Raw genomic sequence first — 16,408 nt, forward strand, 5'->3', positions numbered from 1 at the left:
TCGCAGACCTGGGGGCTGCGAACCGGGACGGACAAGCGCCCCCGGGGAGATCCCCGAGGGCGCCGTCCCAACTCGACCGGCGATCAGTAGGTCCGCTCGTTCAGCTCGACGTTCAGGCCCAGGGACCGCAGTTCCTTGACCAGCACGTTGAAGCTTTCGGGAATGCCGGCTTCGAAGTTGTCGTCGCCACGGACGATGGCTTCGTAGACCTTGGTGCGGCCGGACACGTCGTCCGACTTCACCGTCAGCATTTCCTGCAGCGTGTAGGCGGCGCCGTAGGCTTCCAGCGCCCAGACCTCCATTTCACCGAAGCGCTGGCCACCGAACTGGGCCTTACCGCCCAGCGGCTGCTGGGTGACCAGGCTGTACGGGCCGATGGAGCGCGCGTGGATCTTGTCGTCCACCAGGTGATGCAGCTTCAGCATGTAGATGTAGCCGACGGTGACCTTGCGATCGAACGCCTCGCCGGTACGGCCGTCGGTCAGCACCATCTGGCCCGAGCTGTCGATGCCGGCTTCCGTCAGCATGCGGACGATGTCGTCCTCCCGCGCGCCGTCGAAGACGGGTGTGGCGAACGGAATGCCACGACGCAGGTTGCCGGCCAGTTCCAGCACCTCACCATCGGTCAGGTCGCTCACCTCCTCGGTGTAGGCGGCCTCGCCGTAGATGTGCTTCATCCGGCCCTTGATCGCATCCAGGACAGGGGCCTTGGCCTCCGGCTCGGCGTGGCGCATCTGGTCCAGCATCTGGCCGATCTGCTTGCCGAGGTTGGCCGAGGCCCAGCCCAGATGGGTCTCCAGGATCTGACCGACGTTCATGCGCGAGGGCACGCCCAGCGGGTTCAGAACGATGTCGACCGCCTGGCCGTCGGCCAGGTAGGGCATGTCCTCGATGGGCAGGATGCGGCTGATCACACCCTTGTTGCCGTGACGGCCAGCCATCTTGTCACCGGGCTGCAGCTTGCGCTTCACCGCCACGAAGACCTTGACCATCTTCATGACGCCGGGCGGCAGCTCATCGCCGCGCTGCAGCTTCTCGACCTTGTTCTCGAACCGCTCCTGCAGCTTCTGGATGCTCTCGTCGAACACCCGGCCGTAGGCTTCCACGTTCTCCATGATCTGGTCGTTGGCGACCGCGATCTGGCGCCACTGGCCGCGCGACAGGCCGGACAGCAGCTCTTCCGTGATGACCTCGCCCGACTTGATGCCGCGCGGAGCCGACAGCACCGTCTGGCCAACCAGCGTTTCCTTCAGGCGGGTGTAGAAGCTGCGCTCCAGAATCCCCTTCTCGTCGTCGCGGTCCTTGGCCAGCTTCTCGATCTCGGCCCGCTCGATCGCCAGCGCGCGCTCGTCCTTGTCGACGCCGCGGCGGGAGAAGACGCGCACCTCGACCACCGTGCCGGTGACGCCCGGCGGCAGGCGCATGGACGTGTCGCGCACGTCGCTGGCCTTTTCACCGAAGATGGCGCGCAGCAGCTTCTCTTCCGGGGTCATCGGGCTTTCGCCCTTCGGCGTCACCTTGCCGACCAGGATGTCACCCGGCTTCACCTCGGCACCGATGTAGACGATGCCCGCCTCGTCGAGGTTCTTCAGAGCCTCTTCGCCGACGTTGGGGATGTCGCGGGTGATTTCTTCCTGGCCCAGCTTGGTGTCGCGGGCCATGACCTCGAACTCCTCGATGTGGATCGAGGTGAAGACGTCATCGCGCACGATGCGCTCGGAGATCAGGATCGAGTCTTCGAAGTTGTAGCCGTTCCAGGGCATGAACGCGACCAGCACGTTGCGGCCCAGGGCCAGCTCGCCCAGGTCGGTCGACGGACCGTCGGCGATGATGTCGCCCTTCTCCACCCGGTCGCCCACCTTCACCAGCGGACGCTGGTTGATGCAGGTGTTCTGGTTGGAGCGCTGGAACTTCAGCAGGTTGTAGATGTCGACGCCGGGGGCCGCCGCGTCCGTGTCGCCAGTGGCGCGCACGACGATGCGGGTGGCGTCGATCTGGTCGATGACGCCAGCCCGGCGGGCCGCGATGGCCACACCCGAGTCACGGGCGACGGTCGCTTCCATGCCGGTGCCGACCAGCGGCGAGTCCGCCTTGATCAGCGGCACGGCCTGACGCTGCATGTTCGAGCCCATCAGCGCGCGGTTGGCGTCGTCGTTCTCCAGGAACGGGATCAGCGCCGCGGCGACGGACACCAGCTGCTTCGGCGACACGTCGATCAGGTCGATCATGTCGGAACGGGCCATCATGTATTCGCCACCCTTACGGCAGCTGATGAGCTCGTCGGCGAAGCGGTTCTCGGCGTCCAGGGTGGCGTTGGCCTGCGCCACCATGTAGCGGCCTTCCTCCATGGCGGAGAGATAGACCACCTCGTTGGTGACGCGCTTGTCCACCACCTTGCGGTAGGGGCTCTCGATGAAGCCGTACTGGTTCACGCGGGCATAGGTCGCCAGCGAGTTGATCAGACCGATGTTCGGACCTTCGGGGGTCTCAATCGGGCAGATGCGGCCATAGTGGGTGGGATGCACGTCGCGGACTTCGAAGCCCGCGCGCTCACGGGTCAGACCGCCCGGCCCCAGCGCCGACAGGCGGCGCTTGTGGGTGATTTCCGACAGCGGGTTGGTCTGGTCCATGAACTGCGACAGCTGCGAGGAGCCGAAGAATTCACGCACCGCCGCCGCGGCCGGCTTGGCGTTGATCAGGTCATGCGGCATGACCGTGTCGATCTCGACCGAGCTCATGCGCTCGCGGATCGCACGCTCCATGCGCAGCAGGCCGACGCGGTACTGGTTCTCCATCAGCTCGCCGACGGAGCGGACGCGACGGTTGCCGAGGTGGTCGATGTCGTCGATCTCGCCGCGACCGTCCTTCAGCTCGACCAGGAGCTTCAGGATGGCCAGGATGTCGTCCTTGCGCAGGACGCGCATCTGGTCGTCGGTCTGGAAGCCCAGACGCGCGTTCATCTTCACGCGCCCCACGGCCGACAGATCATAGCGTTCGCTGTCGAAGAACAGGCCGCTGAACAGCGCCTCGGCGCTTTCCAGCGTCGGCGGCTCGCCCGGACGCATGACGCGGTAAATGTCGATCAGCGCGTCTTCACGGCTGGCGTTACGGTCCGCCGCCATGGTGTTGCGGATGTAGGCGCCGACGTTCAGGTGGTCGATGGCCAGAACCGGCACCTCGTCCACGCCGAACTTCTCCAGCTTCTCCAGGGCGGCGGTGGTGATCTCGTCACCCGCCTCGAAGATCACTTCGCCAGTCAGCTCGTTGATGATGTCGATGGCGAGGTAGCGGCCAGCCAGCTCCTCGGTCGGCACCTTCACCTCTTCCAGGCCACCCTCCTGCAGCTTCTTCAGCACGCGGGGGGTCATCTTGGTGTCACGCTGCAGCAGCACCTCGCCCGTGCGGGCGTCGATGAGGTCGGAGGCCAGCTTCACGCCCTTCATGCGCTCGGCAACGAAGGGGGTCTTCCAGCCGTCGCCGGCGCGGGAATAGGTGATGGTGTCGTAGAAGGCGGCGAGCATCTCCTCCTTGGACATGCCCTGGGCCTCGTACGGGGCCAGGCCGTGGCCGGCCTTCGCACGCTCCGCCCGCAGCTTCTGCGTCTCAGCGCCATCCAGCGCGAACAGCAGGGTGGTGGCGGGCAGCTTCCGGCGGCGGTCGATACGGACGTAGACGAGGTCCTTGGCGTCGAACTCGAAGTCCAGCCAGGAACCACGGTAGGGGATCACGCGGGCGGCGAACAGGTACTTACCCGACGAATGGGTCTTGCCCTTGTCGTGGTCGAAGAACACGCCCGGCGACCGGTGCATCTGGCTGACGATGACGCGCTCGGTGCCGTTGATCACGAAGGTGCCGTTGGCCGTCATCAGGGGCATGTCGCCCATGTAGACGTCCTGCTCCTTGATGTCGCGGATCGACTTCAGGCCGGTGTCCTCGTCGATGTCGAAGACGGTCAGGCGCAGGGTCACCTTCAGCGGGGCGGCGAAGGTCATGCCGCGCTGCTGGCATTCCTCGACGTCGTACTTCGGCTGTTCAAGCTCGTACTTAACGAAGTCGAGCACGGCACGGTCGGAAAAGTCCTTGATCGGGAAAACCGACTTGAACACTTCCTGAAGGCCCAGGTTGGCGCGCTTTTCGGGCGCCGTGTCCATCTGAAGGAAGTGGTCGTAGGAGCTCCGTTGAACCTCGATGAGGTTCGGCATGCGGGTCACTTCGGGGATACGTCCGAAGCTCTTGCGAATACGCTTACGTCCCGTGAACGACTTGGCCATGAAATGCGCCTCTCGTGAACTAGGCCCGGGTCAACTGCGCCGGCCGATGGATGCGACGGCAAGCGAACAAGCACAAATAGGCGCGTCCGGCCCCGCCCCATCAGAGGCGGCCGCCGTCCGGCGCCAAACCACTTACACTACCCTTCCCGCCCCAAATTCCATCGCGGAACCTTCTTCGGGAAGATACTGGAGGGTCAGCATACGACATCCTCCAAAAAAAGGCGACAGCGCCGGGCGACGGTCCCCCATATGGGGAATGCCGCCGTCCAGCGCCATCTTTTTTTCAGAAACGTCCACAGGGGGGCGTTTCTTACTTCACCTCAACCTTCGCGCCGGCGTCTTCCAGCTGCTTCTTAATCTTAGCAGCTTCGTCCTTCGTGGCGCCTTCCTTCACGGTCTTCGGCGCACCCTCGACCAGGTCCTTGGCTTCCTTCAGGCCCAGGTTGGTGATGGCGCGGATTTCCTTAATCACGTTGATCTTCTTGTCGCCGGCGTCGGCGAGGATCACGGTGAATTCGGTCTGCTCTTCGGCGGGAGCGGCAGCTTCAGCGGCCGGGCCGGCAACGGCGGCAACGGCGACGGGAGCAGCGGCGGAAACGCCCCACTTCTCTTCCAGCAGCTTCGACAGCTCGGCGGCCTCGATGACGGTCAGAGCGGACAGCTCTTCAACCAGCTTTTCCAGCTTGGACATGGATGTTCTCCTAAATCAGGTCTTGTCTTGAGAATTACGAAAAGTACGCGAGGCTCAGGCCGCCTCGCCCTTCTTGGCGTAAGCCGACAGCACGCGCGCCACCTGGCCGCCCGGAGCCTGCAGCACACCGGCGATGCGGGTGGCAGGGGTCTGGAGCATGCCAAGCAGGCGACCACGCAGTTCTTCGATGGACGGGAGCTTCGAGAGAGCCTCGATGCCCTTGTCGTCCAGGACGGTAGCGCCCATGCCGCCGCCAATGATCTTGAACTTGTCATTGGCCTTGGCATAAGCGATCGCAACCTTGGCCGCCGCAACCGGATCGCTCGAGTAAGCGATGGCGGTCACGCCGACGAACAGGTCGTCCAGCTTTTCGAACTGGGTGCCCTTCAGGGCGATACGGGCGAGCCGGTTCTTGGTCACCTTGAAGCTTGCGCCAGCGGCCCGCATCTTGCGGCGCAGGTCCGTCACCTCGGCGACCGTCATGCCCGACTGGCGGGTCACGACGACCAGGGAGGTGGCGGAGAGCGCCTGATGCAGAGCCGCGATGGTCGCTTGCTTTTCTGTGCGATCCACGGTTCGCCTCCTAACAACTGGGACAGATAGGCGCACGCGCCTTTCTTCCCGGTCCAAATGTAGCCTCGGGCTTCCCCCACGAATGGAGTCCATCCGAAACCGGTGAACCTGCCCCAGAAGCGACAAGCCATCCATTCCAAGCGGGCGGTAAGTCCGACCACCTGGCCAATACGCTTGCTACTCCCGTCTATGCCGGCATTCATTAAGCCGCCCCGAACGTCATTCCCCGTGAGGGGTAATCGGTACCGGCTTGGCGCCCGCAGTCTTGGACAGGGTTGGAAGGACGGATCGGTCCGGCCCTCCGCCGACCGCACCGTCCGCATCCCGAAGGATCCGGACGGCTTGGGCGGAAACTCTCTTCAGCCTTAGGCCGAGATCGACGCGACCAGGGCGGCGACGTCGAGCTTCAGGCCCGGGCCCATGGAGGAGCTCAGGCTGACCTTCTCGATATAGGTGCCCTTGGCGCCCGTCGGCTTGGCGCGGTTGATGGCGCCAACGAAGGCCTTGATGTTCTCGGCCAGGGCTTCCTGGCTGAAGCTGGCCTTGCCCACGCCGGCGTGGACGATACCGGTCTTCTCGGCGCGGAACTCGACCGAGCCGCCCTTGGCGGACTTCACGGCTTCGCCGACGTTCATCGTCACGGTGCCCAGCTTCGGGTTCGGCATCAGACCGCGCGGGCCCAGCACCTTACCCAGACGGCCGACGAGGGCCATCATGTCCGGGGTGGCGATGCAGCGGTCGAAGTTCATCTCGCCCGCCTGGATCTTGTCGGCCAGGTCTTCCGCACCCACCAGCTCGGCGCCGGCGGCCAGGGCTTCATCAGCCTTGGCGCCGCGGGCGAACACGGCGACGCGAACGGTCTTGCCGGTGCCGTTGGGCAGCTGAACCATGCCGCGGACCATCTGGTCGGCATGACGCGGGTCGATGCCCAGGTTCATGGCGATTTCGACGGTCTCGTCGAACTTGGCGGTGGCGTTGCCCTTCACCGACTGGACGGCCTCGTCCAGGGCGTAGAACTTGTTCCGGTCGACGGTGGCGTTAGCCTTCTTGAGACGCTTGCCGGCCATGATCAATCCTCCACCACTTCCAGGCCCATGGAACGGGCCGAGCCGACCAGCATGCTGGCAGCCGCCTCGATGTCGTTCGCGTTCAGGTCCGGCATCTTCGTCTTGGCGATTTCGCGGATCTGCGACATCTTCACCTTGCCCACCGCGGCGCCCTTGCCCACCTGGACGGCGCCCTTGGTGATGCCGGCGGCCTTCTTCAGGAAGTAGGTGTTCGGCGGGGTCTTGGTGACGAACGTGAAGGTGCGGTCACCGTAGGCGGTGATCACGACCGGGATGGGCATGCCCTGCTCCAGGTCGGCCGTCTTCGCGTTGAAGGCCTTCACGAATTCCATGATGTTCAGGCCGCGCTGACCCAGCGCCGGGCCGATGGGCGGCGACGGGTTGGCCTTGCCGGCCGGCACCTGCAACTTGATATAACCGACGATCTTCTTCGCCATGATACGTCCTCAACAACAATCCGGACGGAACCCCACCCAAGGGGCGCCACCCGGATCTGCGGGATGCGTGGTTCGGCTTGCCCCATGGACTTTCGTTCGGGCTCGCCTCCCACGCGGGGAATGGGAAGACACCCAACCTTCCAAGAGGGTTGGGCGCCGTCCCGCTTAAATCTTTTCGACCTGCGCGTACTCGAGCTCGACGGGAGTCGCACGGCCGAAGATGGACACCGCCACCTTGACCCGCGCCTTGTCCTCGTCGACCTCTTCGATGAGGCCGGTGAACGAGGTGAAGGGGCCGTCCGTGACGCGCACGTTCTCGCCCACTTCGAAGTGGATGGAGGGCTTGGGCCGCTCGATCCCTTCCTGCACCTGGTTCATGATGCGCAAGGCTTCCGCCTCGCTGATGGGCTGCGGCTTGCCGCCGCCACCCAGGAAACCCGTCACCTTGGGCGCGTTCTTCACCAGGTGCCAGCTCTCGTCCGTCAGTTCCATCTTCACCAGCACGTAGCCGGGAAAGAACTTCCGTTCGGAGTTCACCTTGGCGCCGCGGCGCACCTCGACGACCTCTTCGGTCGGGACGAGGATTTCCTCGAACTGATCTTCCAGACCCTTCTGGGCGGCCTTCTCACGAATCGACTGAGAGACCTTCTTTTCGAATCCGGAATAAACGTGAACGACGTACCAACGAGCGGCCATGACCTTAGCCTCCGATACCGAAAACGAGGCGGACAGCGAACGCGATGATCTGATCGACCGCCAGGAAGAACAGAGACGCGACGATGACCATGAGGAACACCATCCAGGTGGAGATGACCGTTTCCTTGCGGGTCGGCCACGTCACCTTGGCGATCTCACGGCGCACTTCGCGCACAAACTGGGCAGGACTGGTCTTCGCCATAAGGGCTACGCCACCACGTTCAGAGCTACTCGTCATACTACTGCGGCATCGCTGCCGTCGCCCGACCCCAAGGGCCGCCCGGACAGGGCTTCAGCGGAGCGACGTGGCAGGAGTGGAGGGGATCGAACCCCCAACCCCCGGTTTTGGAGACCGGTGCTCTACCAATTGAGCTACACTCCTACGTCGCCGGCCGCAGTTTCCCGCGTCTCGGAGCGCCGGTTTATTCACCATTCGGAACCGCTTGTCCAGATAAAACAGCATGCCCCTCGTATGCGGGGCTGACCTGCGTCAGAACAAGCGGCCGGTGACCCGGCAACACCCTCCAGATACAGCCCATGGGACCGAAAAAGAGCGGCGTTTACAGGGGCTTGGCCTAACCCATCCGCGTTGCCCCGGACAGTGGCCACAGGGCCTCCGACGACCCTCCCCTACTTAAAGGAAAGGGGCGCCGCCGGCGAACCGGGGGCACCCCTCACCAAAACACATGGGTTCACCCAAGGGACCACGGACGGCCGCGCACGCGCGGCGGCCCGCAGGACCCCGAGAGCGGACCTTAGGCGATGATCTTCGCGACCACGCCGGCGCCGACGGTGCGGCCGCCTTCACGGATGGCGAAGCGCAGGCCTTCGTCCATGGCGATCGGGGCGATCAGCTCCACGGTCACCTGCACGTTGTCGCCCGGCATCACCATCTCGGTGCCTTCCGGCAGCGAGACCATGCCCGTCACGTCCGTGGTGCGGAAGTAGAACTGGGGACGGTAGTTGGTGAAGAACGGGGTGTGACGGCCGCCTTCTTCCTTCGTCAGGATGTAGGCTTCGGCCACGAACTTGGTGTGCGGGGTGATCGAGCCGGGCTTGGCCAGGACCTGGCCGCGCTCGACGTCTTCACGCTTCGTGCCGCGCAGCAGCGCGCCGATGTTGTCGCCAGCCTGGCCCTGGTCCAGCAGCTTGCGGAACATTTCCACGCCGGTCACGGTCGTCTTGACCGTGGTCTTCAGACCGACGATCTCGATTTCCTCGCCCACCTTCACGATGCCGCGCTCGACACGGCCGGTCACCACGGTGCCGCGGCCAGAGATCGAGAACACGTCTTCGATCGGCATCAGGAAGGGCTTGTCAACCGGACGCTCCGGCTGCGGGATGTAGGCGTCGACCTGGCGCATCAGCTCCAGGATGGCTTCCTTGCCGATCTCGGGGCTGCGGTCTTCCAGGGCGCACAGGGCGGAGCCCTTCACGATCGGAATGTCGTCGCCAGGGAAGTCGTAGCTGCTCAGCAGCTCGCGCACTTCCAGCTCCACCAGCTCCAGCAGCTCGGGGTCGTCGACCATGTCGACCTTGTTCATGAACACCACCAGAGCCGGCACACCGACCTGACGGGCCAGCAGGATGTGCTCGCGGGTCTGCGGCATCGGGCCGTCGGCGGCGGACACCACCAGGATCGCGCCGTCCATCTGCGCGGCGCCGGTGATCATGTTCTTCACATAGTCGGCGTGGCCGGGGCAGTCGACGTGGGCGTAGTGACGGTTGGCCGTCTCGTACTCGACGTGGGCGGTCGAGATCGTGATGCCACGCGCCTTCTCTTCCGGCGCCTTGTCAATCTGGTCGTACGCGGTGAACGTCGCGCCACCGGTCTCAGCCAGCACCTTCGTGATCGCAGCCGTCAGCGACGTCTTGCCATGGTCAACGTGACCGATCGTGCCGATGTTGCAGTGCGGCTTGGTGCGTTCAAATTTCGCCTTGGCCATGGTCTTATCCGCCTTTGCCTGACAGTCTGAAGTTAAGCTTTAGGATTTCGCGTCGAGCTTGGTACTGGAGCGGGTGAGGGGAATCGAACCCCCGTCGTAAGCTTGGAAGGCTTCTGCTCTACCATTGAGCTACACCCGCCTAAGTCTCTGCCGCTCCATACCCCGGAACTGCTTCGCGCACGCGGGGAACCGGCAAACCCACCCCTCATCCCTGGGGGGCGGTTTTGCCGGCAAAATGGTGGAAGGGGTAGGATTCGAACCTACGTACGCTAACGCGGGCAGATTTACAGTCTGCTGCCTTTAACCACTCGGCCACCCTTCCGTCGCCGCGTGTCCGACCGGGGTCGAAAACGGTGGACAGGTGGGTAGGCGTTTCGACCCCCTCCTGTCAACGGGGAAATGTTGGTCGGATGAAAAGACCGGTGCACAAGGGTGCCATGCCCTGCGGAAAGCAGTGGCAACCCTGCACCGCTTGGCGCTAAGGATGGCACCATGAAGCGATCTGGATTTTCGAACCAGGGCCCGTCCCGCACCGGCGGCAACGGCCCTTCATCCCCCAATTCCCCCCGCCCGCCCCGCGACGGCGGCCGCACGGCTGCGCCCAAAGGCGGCGCCCAAGCGGGCGAGCGCCCGCGTGCGCACGACGCGCGCGTCGATGCCCGGGGTGAGCCGCGCGGCGCGCCGAAGAAGCCCGCGCCCGGCAAGGTGGCTCCCAAGCCGGGCATGCTCTATGGCCAGCATCCGGTGGTGGCCGCCTGGACCAACCCCGAGCGGCGCTGCAAGGCCTTGCTGGCCACGCCGGCGGGCCTGGAGTTGATGACCGAGGCCTTCGCCCAGGCCAAAACCGCCGGCCTCGCCCGGCCGGAGCCGACCGTGGTGGAGCGCGAGGCGCTGGACCGGCTGTTGCCGGCTGGCGCCGTGCACCAGGGTCTGGTCCTGGATGCCAGCCCCCTGCCCGAGTTGGACATCGCCGACGTCGCCCGCGCCTGCGGCGAGGCGGACATGGTGGTGGTCCTGGACCAGGTGACCGACCCTCACAACGTGGGCGCCATCCTGCGGTCCGCCGCCGCCTTCGGCGCCAAAGCGGTCATCGTCCAGGACCGGCACGCGCCGGAGGTGACCGGTGTGCTGGCCAAGACCGCCTCGGGCGCGCTGGAGGTGGTGCCCCTGGTGCGGGTGACCAACCTGTCCCGCGCGCTGACCGAGTTGCAGGAGGGCGGGTTCTTCTGTGTCGGCCTGGCCGAATCGGGCCCCAAGCCCCTGCACGCGCTGGACTTCCCCGGCCGTGTCGCCGTCGTCATGGGGTCTGAGGGCGACGGCCTGCGGCGCCTGACCATGGAACGCTGCGATGCGCTGGCCCATCTGCCCACCCAGCCGCCCATCGGCAGCCTGAATGTGTCGAACGCGGCCGCCGTGGCGCTTTACGAGGTCGCGCGGCGACGCTAAGGTCTGCCCGCGCACGTCGCCGGAATACCCGGCGGCCCTGGATGCCGGCTTAGCTCAGTTGGTAGAGCAACCGCCTTGTAAGCGGTAGGTCGCGAGTTCAAGTCTCGCAGCCGGCACCAGTCCCACCGCCGCGATGGCGTCAGCGAATCACATAGGGCTTGTGGCCCAGGTCCAGCCCGATGTTGCCGGCCGGCACCTCGTTGAAGCTGCGATAGCGGCCACCAGCCGGCCCCGCGACATAGTCGGCCAGCGCATCGTCATTCACGTAATAGACCGCCTGCGACCGGTAGATGTAATAGCCATCCCGGCTGATCGACACGGTCAGCATGAGTTCGGTGGAGGTGCTATCCACCGAGGCCAGGGCCGCATCCAGCGCCAACCCGCCCGCGGTCGCCGTGATTCCCCAGGGAATGGCGTCCAGCATCAGCTTGCCCACGGCCACCCCCGCCCCCAGCGCCGTTAGCGGCCCGGGGACGCTGCGGTTGGTGTTGGTGAACCTGGGATGGGCGATGACGTTGACGTCGATGGACACCAGCACCACGTCGGGCTTGGGCTCCATGGCCACGGCGTGGCCGTTCTGGACGAAGGCGGTGGTGACCGCCTGCTGGAAGGCGTCCGCGAACGGGGAATCGCCATGCCGGGTCAGGTAGACCTGCACCGGCGGTTTTTGCCCCGTCTGTTCCTGAAGATAGGCGGAAACTGCCGAGGCGACGTCCTTGGACACCAGGATCCAATGGGCCGCCGTCTCCATCTTGTACTGTGGCGCGGTGACGAAACTGGCCGCGACGGGCCGTTCCGAGCAGCCGGACAACAGCGCGCCCGCCAGCGCCAAACCGCATAGCGCCGCCACGGGCACGGCGCGCTGGCGAGGACGTGAGCGGAACGGGGGGATGGCGCGGACCATGGGGCGGTTCATCTCTGGCGGCTCGATTCTGACCTGGGGCCCGCCGCCGGGCGAGCCCACGCCGCTAGTTAAGCAAATGCCGTGCCGCGCCGTTCGTCACGCCGGCGACGCGCCACCGGCGGGCGCCAGGATGGTCAGCGCGCTGTCATCGCCCTTGGCCCGCTCCCCCGACGGCGCCTGGCCCAACACCTGGAAGCACAGCGTCTCGGCGATGTTGGTGGCGTGGTCGCCGATGCGTTCCAAATTCTTGGCCGCGAACATCAGGTGGGTACAGGCGGTGATGCGCTGCGGCGCTTCCATCATGTAGGTCAGCAGTTCGCGGAACAGGGCGGTATAGGCCAAGTCCACCTCGCTGTCGGCGTCACGCACCGCCAGGGCCGCCGCCGCGTCGCTGTCGGCATAGGCCGTCACCACCCGGGTCAGCATGTCATTGGCGGCGTCGCCGATGCGGCGCAGCGAGCGGGTCAACTCCACCTCCGGCATCTGGTTCAGCGCCAGGGATCGCTTGGCCACATTGGCCGCGAAGTCGCCGATGCGCTCCAGATTGTTGGAAATCTTCAGCGCCGCCACCACCTCGCGCAGGTCGCTGCCCACCGGCGCCCTCAACGCCAGCACCTTCAGCGTCTGCTCCTCGATGCGCTTTTCCAGGGCGTCGATCTTGTCGTCGTCCGCCATGACGGCGGCCGCCAGATCGCCATCCCGGTCCAGCGTCGCCTTCAGGGCGCGGCTGAGCTGGGAAGAGGCCAACCGCCCCATCTCCGTGATGGCGCGGTGGAGTTGGGCCAGTTCTTCGTCATAGGACGTCACGATATGGCCGGTCGACATTCGCTGTTCTTCCTTAAACCGAATAATTGACGGCGCCCCGGTCGGGGGGCCGCGGATAATCCCATGGAGCCAAGGCCCCGCCCCTGTAGGGGTTCCAGCCCCTATTACCGACGACGCTGACCGCCAATTCACGCCCTAGCTTGGCCCATGCGGTGCGAGCGTCAATGTTTTCTTAGCAAAGGGATAGGATGTTTGATTGTAACCAGTCCAAAAGAAATACAGACTGCCCGCAAATTTCACGATTGCCGCTGAGAGGCCCGACCGGGGCATGACACCGCACGAATTGATCGCCGTCCTGGAAAAGCACGACCGCTGGCTGAAGCGGAAGACGGGCGGCGCCCGCGCCATGCTGCCGCTCGTCGACCTCCAGGGTGCCACCTTCTCCGGCATGAACCTGCAGTCCGCCAAGTTGTCGGGCGCCAACCTCACCGGCTGCGACTTCACCTCCGCCAACCTCAGCATGGCCGACCTGTTCGCCGCCAGGCTGACCCGCGCCGTGCTGATCAACGCCAACCTGTACCGCGCGGACCTGCGCGGCGCCCACATGCGCGGCGCGCGCCTGAAGGGCGCGATTCTGCGAGAGGCCGACCTGCGCGGCGGCGCGCTGCTGGATCGTCGGGGCCCCGGCCAGGTCAGCATGCAGCAGTCCGACCTGCGCGGCGCCGACATGGACGACGCCCTGTTGTCCAGCGCCAACCTGGCGGGCGCCGATCTCAGCGAAACCAGCATGGTCGGGGCCGACTGCTCCGGCGCGCAGCTATCCGGCTGCAACCTGGCCAAGTCGGTGCTGAAGTCCGCCAACTTCACCGGCTGCGACATGCGCGGCGCCAACCTGTCGGGCAGCAACCTGACGGGGGCGGTGCTGCGGGACTGCCGTCTGGCGGGCGCCACCCTGGCCGGCGCCAACCTGATGAACGCCGACCTGACGGGCGCCAACCTGGATGGGGTGGATCTCACCGGCGTGGACACCACCGGCGCCAACCTGGCCCGAGGGTCGGAGAACTTCTCGGAAAAGATCCAGAAGGCGTTGGGGCACCACCGGACCTGGATCCTGAGCAACGGCGCCAAGGGCATCCGGGCGGAACTGGCTGGCGAGGATTTGAGCCACATCGACCTGAAGGGTGTGAACCTCAGCGGCGCCGACCTGAAGGGCGCCAAGCTGGTGGGCGCCAAGCTGCGCGACGCCCTGTTCATCATGTCCGACCTGGCGGGCGCCGATCTGCGCGGCGCCGACCTCACCGGCGCGACCCTGGACGGCGTCAGCCTGCGCGGCACCGACCTGACCGGCGCCAAGCTGGATGGGGCGGAGATCGGCTCCGTCGACATCAAGGGGCCCGACGGACGCCCCATCGGCCGGCTGTGGCCCGCGAACCTGGCGGACGCCCAGCTGATGAAGGCCAGCCTGCAGCGCGCCAACCTGCGCAGCGCCAACCTGTCCGGCGCGGACCTGCGCGGTGCCGACCTCAGCGGCGCGAACCTGATCGACGCCAACCTGCGCGGCGCCTTGCTGGAGGGCGCCGTCCTCGATGGCGCCGCCATGCCCACCCTGATCGACGACGACGACGATTGAGCGTCCCGCTTCCCAGGCGCCGTGTCCGCCGTTAAGCATAGCCGCTGATCTGGAGGCGGGGACGTCGTGAGAGGAAGCTGGATAGCGCGACTGGCGGCCGTGTCCGCGTTCGCCTTGATGCCGGTGGTGTCGGGACGGGCGCCAGCGTGGGGCGCCGCAACCGGCGCCCCGCCCCAGCGGGTCGTCTCTCTCAACCTGTGCACAGACCAACTGGCGGTGTTGCTGCTGCCGCCCGACCGCGTCGCCGCCTTGTCGCATCTGGCGGCAGACCCGACGCTGTCCTACGTCGCGGATCGCATCGGCGGTATCCCGCTGACCCAAGGCGGGGCGGAGGAACTGCTGGCCCTGAAGCCGGATTTGGTGCTGGCCGGCCGCTACACGGCGCAGGCCGCGGTGCGCATGGCCCAGGCCCACCATATCCCTGTAGTACAGGTCGGCCTGATCGCCGATTTCGACGGGATTCGCGAACAGGTGCGCACCGTGGCCGCCGCCTTGGGCAAGTCAGCGACGGGCGAATCGCTGCTGGCGGACATGGACCGGCGCCTGGCGGCGGCCGCACCGGCGGACGGACGGCGGCCGACCGCCCTGTCGCTGGCGCCAGGCGCCTTCACCTCCGGCGCCGGCACCCTGACCGCCGCCGTCATGGATGCCGCCGGCCTGGCCAACTATCCCGCCGCCAAGGGCATGACCGGCTATGGCTATCTGACGGTGGAGGGAATCGTGGCCGATCCGCCTGACCTGCTGATAACCGCCGCGTCCGAAACCGGGACGGACCACCATCCCTCGCTGTCCGGCGCGCTGATCGCCCATCCCGCCCTGCTGCGGGCGATACCGCCCGGCCGCCGCCCCCGGCTGGAGGAGAACCTGTTGGGTTGCGGCGGCCCCTATACGGCGGAGGCGGTGGAGGCGCTGGCCCGCGCCCGGACGGAATGGCTGAACCGCCGGGAGAAAGGCCAGGGGACAGACCAGCCATGATCCTGCCTCTTTGGATTCGCCGTCATCCCCTGGCACTACTGCTGCCCCTCACCGGCGCGCTGTTCATCGCCTCCCTCTCCATCGGGGCCAGCGGCGTTTCGCTGGCGGGGGTGTGGGCCGACTGGCGTGGCGGCGCCGGCGGCATGGCCTGGGTGATCTTCACCGAGATACGGCTGCCCCGCGCCCTGCTGGGCCTGGTGGTGGGGGGAGCCCTGGGCATGGCCGGGGCGGCCTTGCAGGGCATGCTGCGGAATCCGCTGGCGGAGCCGGCGGTCATCGGCGTGTCGCCCTGCGCCGCCCTGGGCGCGGTCATCGTCTTCTACAGCGGCTGGGCCACCAGCCTGGCGCTGGCCGTGCCCCTGGGCGGCATCGCCGGCGCGCTCATCGCCGTGGCGCTGCTGTTCGCGCTGGCGGGCCGCAGCGTCGGTATCCTCACGCTGATCCTGGCCGGCATCGCGCTCAGCAGCTTCGCCGGCGCCGCCACCTCCCTGGCCCTGGCCCTGTCGCCCAACCCCTACGCGCTGGCGGAGATCGTCTTTTGGATGATGGGCTCACTGGCCGACCGGACCTTGGACCAGGTCTACCTGGCCGCCCCCTTCATCGGCGTCGGCGCCGCCCTGCTGCTAAGCGCGGGACCGGCGCTGGACGCGCTGTCACTGGGGGAGGACACGGCGCAGTCCCTGGGCTTTCCCCTGCGCCGGGTGAGGGTGCGGGTGGTGGTGGGCACGGCCCTGGCCGTGGGCGCCTCCGTCGCCGTGACCGGCGCCATCGGCTTTGTCGGCCTGGTGGTGCCGCACCTGCTGCGCCCCCTGGTCGGGCACCAGCCGCGCCGGCTGCTGCTGCCCAGCTTCGCCGGCGGCGCCTGCCTGGTGCTGGCGGCCGACACGGCGGTGCGCCTGGGAGGACCAGGACCGGAGCTGAAGCTGGGCGTGGTCACGGCCCTGCTGGGCGCGCCGTTTTTCCTGGGGCTGGTGCTGGCCACCCGGCGCCGGCTGGCGTAGGAGCGT

The 16,408-nt window shown here is 66.6% G+C and carries 14 protein-coding genes and 4 tRNA genes; 5 read left to right on the forward strand and 13 right to left on the reverse strand.

The window, feature by feature from the left end:
- Positions 1-83: 83 nt before the first annotated feature.
- From rpoB to UCD39_RS16190, 11 genes are all read right to left on the reverse strand, one after another.
- Entirely contained in the window at positions 84-4,271 is a 4,188-nt protein-coding gene (gene rpoB / locus UCD39_RS16140; RefSeq protein ID WP_330496965.1) for a DNA-directed RNA polymerase subunit beta, read from the reverse strand.
- Positions 4,272-4,581: 310 nt separating this feature from the next.
- A complete protein-coding gene (rplL, locus tag UCD39_RS16145) occupies positions 4,582-4,962 on the reverse strand; it encodes a 50S ribosomal protein L7/L12 (protein WP_145613980.1) in 381 nt (126 codons plus the stop codon).
- A 54-nt stretch (positions 4,963-5,016) separates the two neighbouring features.
- Positions 5,017-5,535 carry a 50S ribosomal protein L10 gene (gene rplJ / locus UCD39_RS16150; RefSeq protein WP_088871001.1) on the reverse strand — a complete coding sequence of 173 codons (519 nt, stop codon included), beginning with the start codon at positions 5,533-5,535 and terminating at the stop codon, positions 5,017-5,019.
- 365 nt (positions 5,536-5,900) lie between these two features.
- Positions 5,901-6,608: a 50S ribosomal protein L1 gene (gene rplA / locus UCD39_RS16155; protein ID WP_416211005.1), complete on the reverse strand. Its 708-nt coding sequence runs from the start codon at positions 6,606-6,608 to the stop codon at positions 5,901-5,903.
- Positions 6,605-7,039, reverse strand: coding sequence for a 50S ribosomal protein L11 (gene rplK, locus UCD39_RS16160; protein ID WP_040842373.1), 435 nt, complete (start codon positions 7,037-7,039; stop codon positions 6,605-6,607). The genes rplA and rplK overlap by 4 nt, the downstream gene beginning before the upstream one ends.
- Before the next feature lie 165 nt (positions 7,040-7,204).
- The gene (gene nusG, locus UCD39_RS16165; RefSeq protein ID WP_004271317.1) at positions 7,205-7,735 is read right to left on the reverse strand and encodes a transcription termination/antitermination protein NusG; all 531 of its coding nucleotides are present in this window, start codon (positions 7,733-7,735) and stop codon (positions 7,205-7,207) included.
- A 4-nt stretch (positions 7,736-7,739) separates the two neighbouring features.
- On the reverse strand, positions 7,740-7,937 hold the full coding sequence (gene secE, locus UCD39_RS16170; protein ID WP_145736506.1) for a preprotein translocase subunit SecE: 198 nt from the start codon (positions 7,935-7,937) through the stop codon (positions 7,740-7,742).
- A gap of 104 nt (positions 7,938-8,041) precedes the next feature.
- Positions 8,042-8,117 (reverse strand) — tRNA-Trp (locus UCD39_RS16175).
- A 373-nt stretch (positions 8,118-8,490) separates the two neighbouring features.
- Positions 8,491-9,681, reverse strand: a complete 1,191-nt coding sequence (gene tuf, locus UCD39_RS16180; RefSeq protein WP_330496966.1) for an elongation factor Tu — start codon at positions 9,679-9,681, stop codon at positions 8,491-8,493.
- 65 nt (positions 9,682-9,746) lie between these two features.
- Positions 9,747-9,820 (reverse strand) — tRNA-Gly (locus tag UCD39_RS16185).
- A gap of 97 nt (positions 9,821-9,917) precedes the next feature.
- A tRNA-Tyr gene (locus tag UCD39_RS16190) sits at positions 9,918-10,003 on the reverse strand.
- A 170-nt stretch (positions 10,004-10,173) separates the two neighbouring features.
- Between UCD39_RS16190 and rlmB the strand changes: the two genes are divergently transcribed.
- Both rlmB and UCD39_RS16200 read left to right on the forward strand, forming a co-directional pair.
- Positions 10,174-11,127: a 23S rRNA (guanosine(2251)-2'-O)-methyltransferase RlmB gene (gene rlmB / locus UCD39_RS16195; RefSeq protein ID WP_330496967.1), complete on the forward strand. Its 954-nt coding sequence runs from the start codon at positions 10,174-10,176 to the stop codon at positions 11,125-11,127.
- A 43-nt stretch (positions 11,128-11,170) separates the two neighbouring features.
- A tRNA-Thr gene (locus tag UCD39_RS16200) sits at positions 11,171-11,246 on the forward strand.
- Between the two features lie 20 nt (positions 11,247-11,266).
- On the opposite strand, the gene UCD39_RS16205 is transcribed toward UCD39_RS16200, so the two are convergent.
- Together UCD39_RS16205 and phoU are read right to left on the reverse strand one after the other, a co-directional pair.
- Positions 11,267-12,031 carry a hypothetical protein gene (locus UCD39_RS16205; RefSeq protein ID WP_330496968.1) on the reverse strand — a complete coding sequence of 255 codons (765 nt, stop codon included), beginning with the start codon at positions 12,029-12,031 and terminating at the stop codon, positions 11,267-11,269.
- A 96-nt stretch (positions 12,032-12,127) separates the two neighbouring features.
- The gene (gene phoU, locus UCD39_RS16210; protein WP_330496969.1) at positions 12,128-12,856 is read right to left on the reverse strand and encodes a phosphate signaling complex protein PhoU; all 729 of its coding nucleotides are present in this window, start codon (positions 12,854-12,856) and stop codon (positions 12,128-12,130) included.
- Between the two features lie 268 nt (positions 12,857-13,124).
- Between phoU and UCD39_RS16215 the strand changes: the two genes are divergently transcribed.
- The 3 genes from UCD39_RS16215 to UCD39_RS16225 all read left to right on the forward strand — a co-directional run bounded on the left by UCD39_RS16215 (position 13,125) and on the right by UCD39_RS16225 (position 16,402).
- A complete protein-coding gene (locus tag UCD39_RS16215) occupies positions 13,125-14,426 on the forward strand; it encodes a pentapeptide repeat-containing protein (RefSeq protein WP_330496970.1) in 1,302 nt (433 codons plus the stop codon).
- A gap of 99 nt (positions 14,427-14,525) precedes the next feature.
- Entirely contained in the window at positions 14,526-15,401 is an 876-nt protein-coding gene (locus tag UCD39_RS16220; protein WP_330496971.1) for an ABC transporter substrate-binding protein, read from the forward strand.
- On the forward strand, positions 15,398-16,402 hold the full coding sequence (locus UCD39_RS16225) for a FecCD family ABC transporter permease (RefSeq protein WP_330496972.1): 1,005 nt from the start codon (positions 15,398-15,400) through the stop codon (positions 16,400-16,402). The genes UCD39_RS16220 and UCD39_RS16225 overlap by 4 nt, the downstream gene beginning before the upstream one ends.
- Positions 16,403-16,408 lie beyond the last annotated feature (6 nt).

This window comes from Nitrospirillum karajorum, assembly GCF_036348415.1.
GTDB classification, from domain to species: domain Bacteria; phylum Pseudomonadota; class Alphaproteobacteria; order Azospirillales; family Azospirillaceae; genus Nitrospirillum; species Nitrospirillum amazonense_B.

What these genes read in the sequence shown, in the direction of transcription:
- rpoB (WP_330496965.1), bottom strand. Translation starts at nt 4,271, where the DNA reads ATGGCCAAGTCGTTCACGGGACGTAAGCGTATTCGCAAGAGCTTCGGA.
- rplL (WP_145613980.1), bottom strand. Translation starts at nt 4,962, where the DNA reads ATGTCCAAGCTGGAAAAGCTGGTTGAAGAGCTGTCCGCTCTGACCGTC.
- rplK (WP_040842373.1), bottom strand. Translation starts at nt 7,039, where the DNA reads ATGGCGAAGAAGATCGTCGGTTATATCAAGTTGCAGGTGCCGGCCGGC.
- nusG (WP_004271317.1), bottom strand. Translation starts at nt 7,735, where the DNA reads ATGGCCGCTCGTTGGTACGTCGTTCACGTTTATTCCGGATTCGAAAAG.
- secE (WP_145736506.1), bottom strand. Translation starts at nt 7,937, where the DNA reads ATGGCGAAGACCAGTCCTGCCCAGTTTGTGCGCGAAGTGCGCCGTGAG.
- tuf (WP_330496966.1), bottom strand. Translation starts at nt 9,681, where the DNA reads ATGGCCAAGGCGAAATTTGAACGCACCAAGCCGCACTGCAACATCGGC.
- rlmB (WP_330496967.1), top strand. Translation starts at nt 10,174, where the DNA reads ATGAAGCGATCTGGATTTTCGAACCAGGGCCCGTCCCGCACCGGCGGC.
- UCD39_RS16205 (WP_330496968.1), bottom strand. Translation starts at nt 12,031, where the DNA reads ATGGTCCGCGCCATCCCCCCGTTCCGCTCACGTCCTCGCCAGCGCGCC.
- phoU (WP_330496969.1), bottom strand. Translation starts at nt 12,856, where the DNA reads ATGTCGACCGGCCATATCGTGACGTCCTATGACGAAGAACTGGCCCAA.
- UCD39_RS16215 (WP_330496970.1), top strand. Translation starts at nt 13,125, where the DNA reads ATGACACCGCACGAATTGATCGCCGTCCTGGAAAAGCACGACCGCTGG.
- UCD39_RS16225 (WP_330496972.1), top strand. Translation starts at nt 15,398, where the DNA reads ATGATCCTGCCTCTTTGGATTCGCCGTCATCCCCTGGCACTACTGCTG.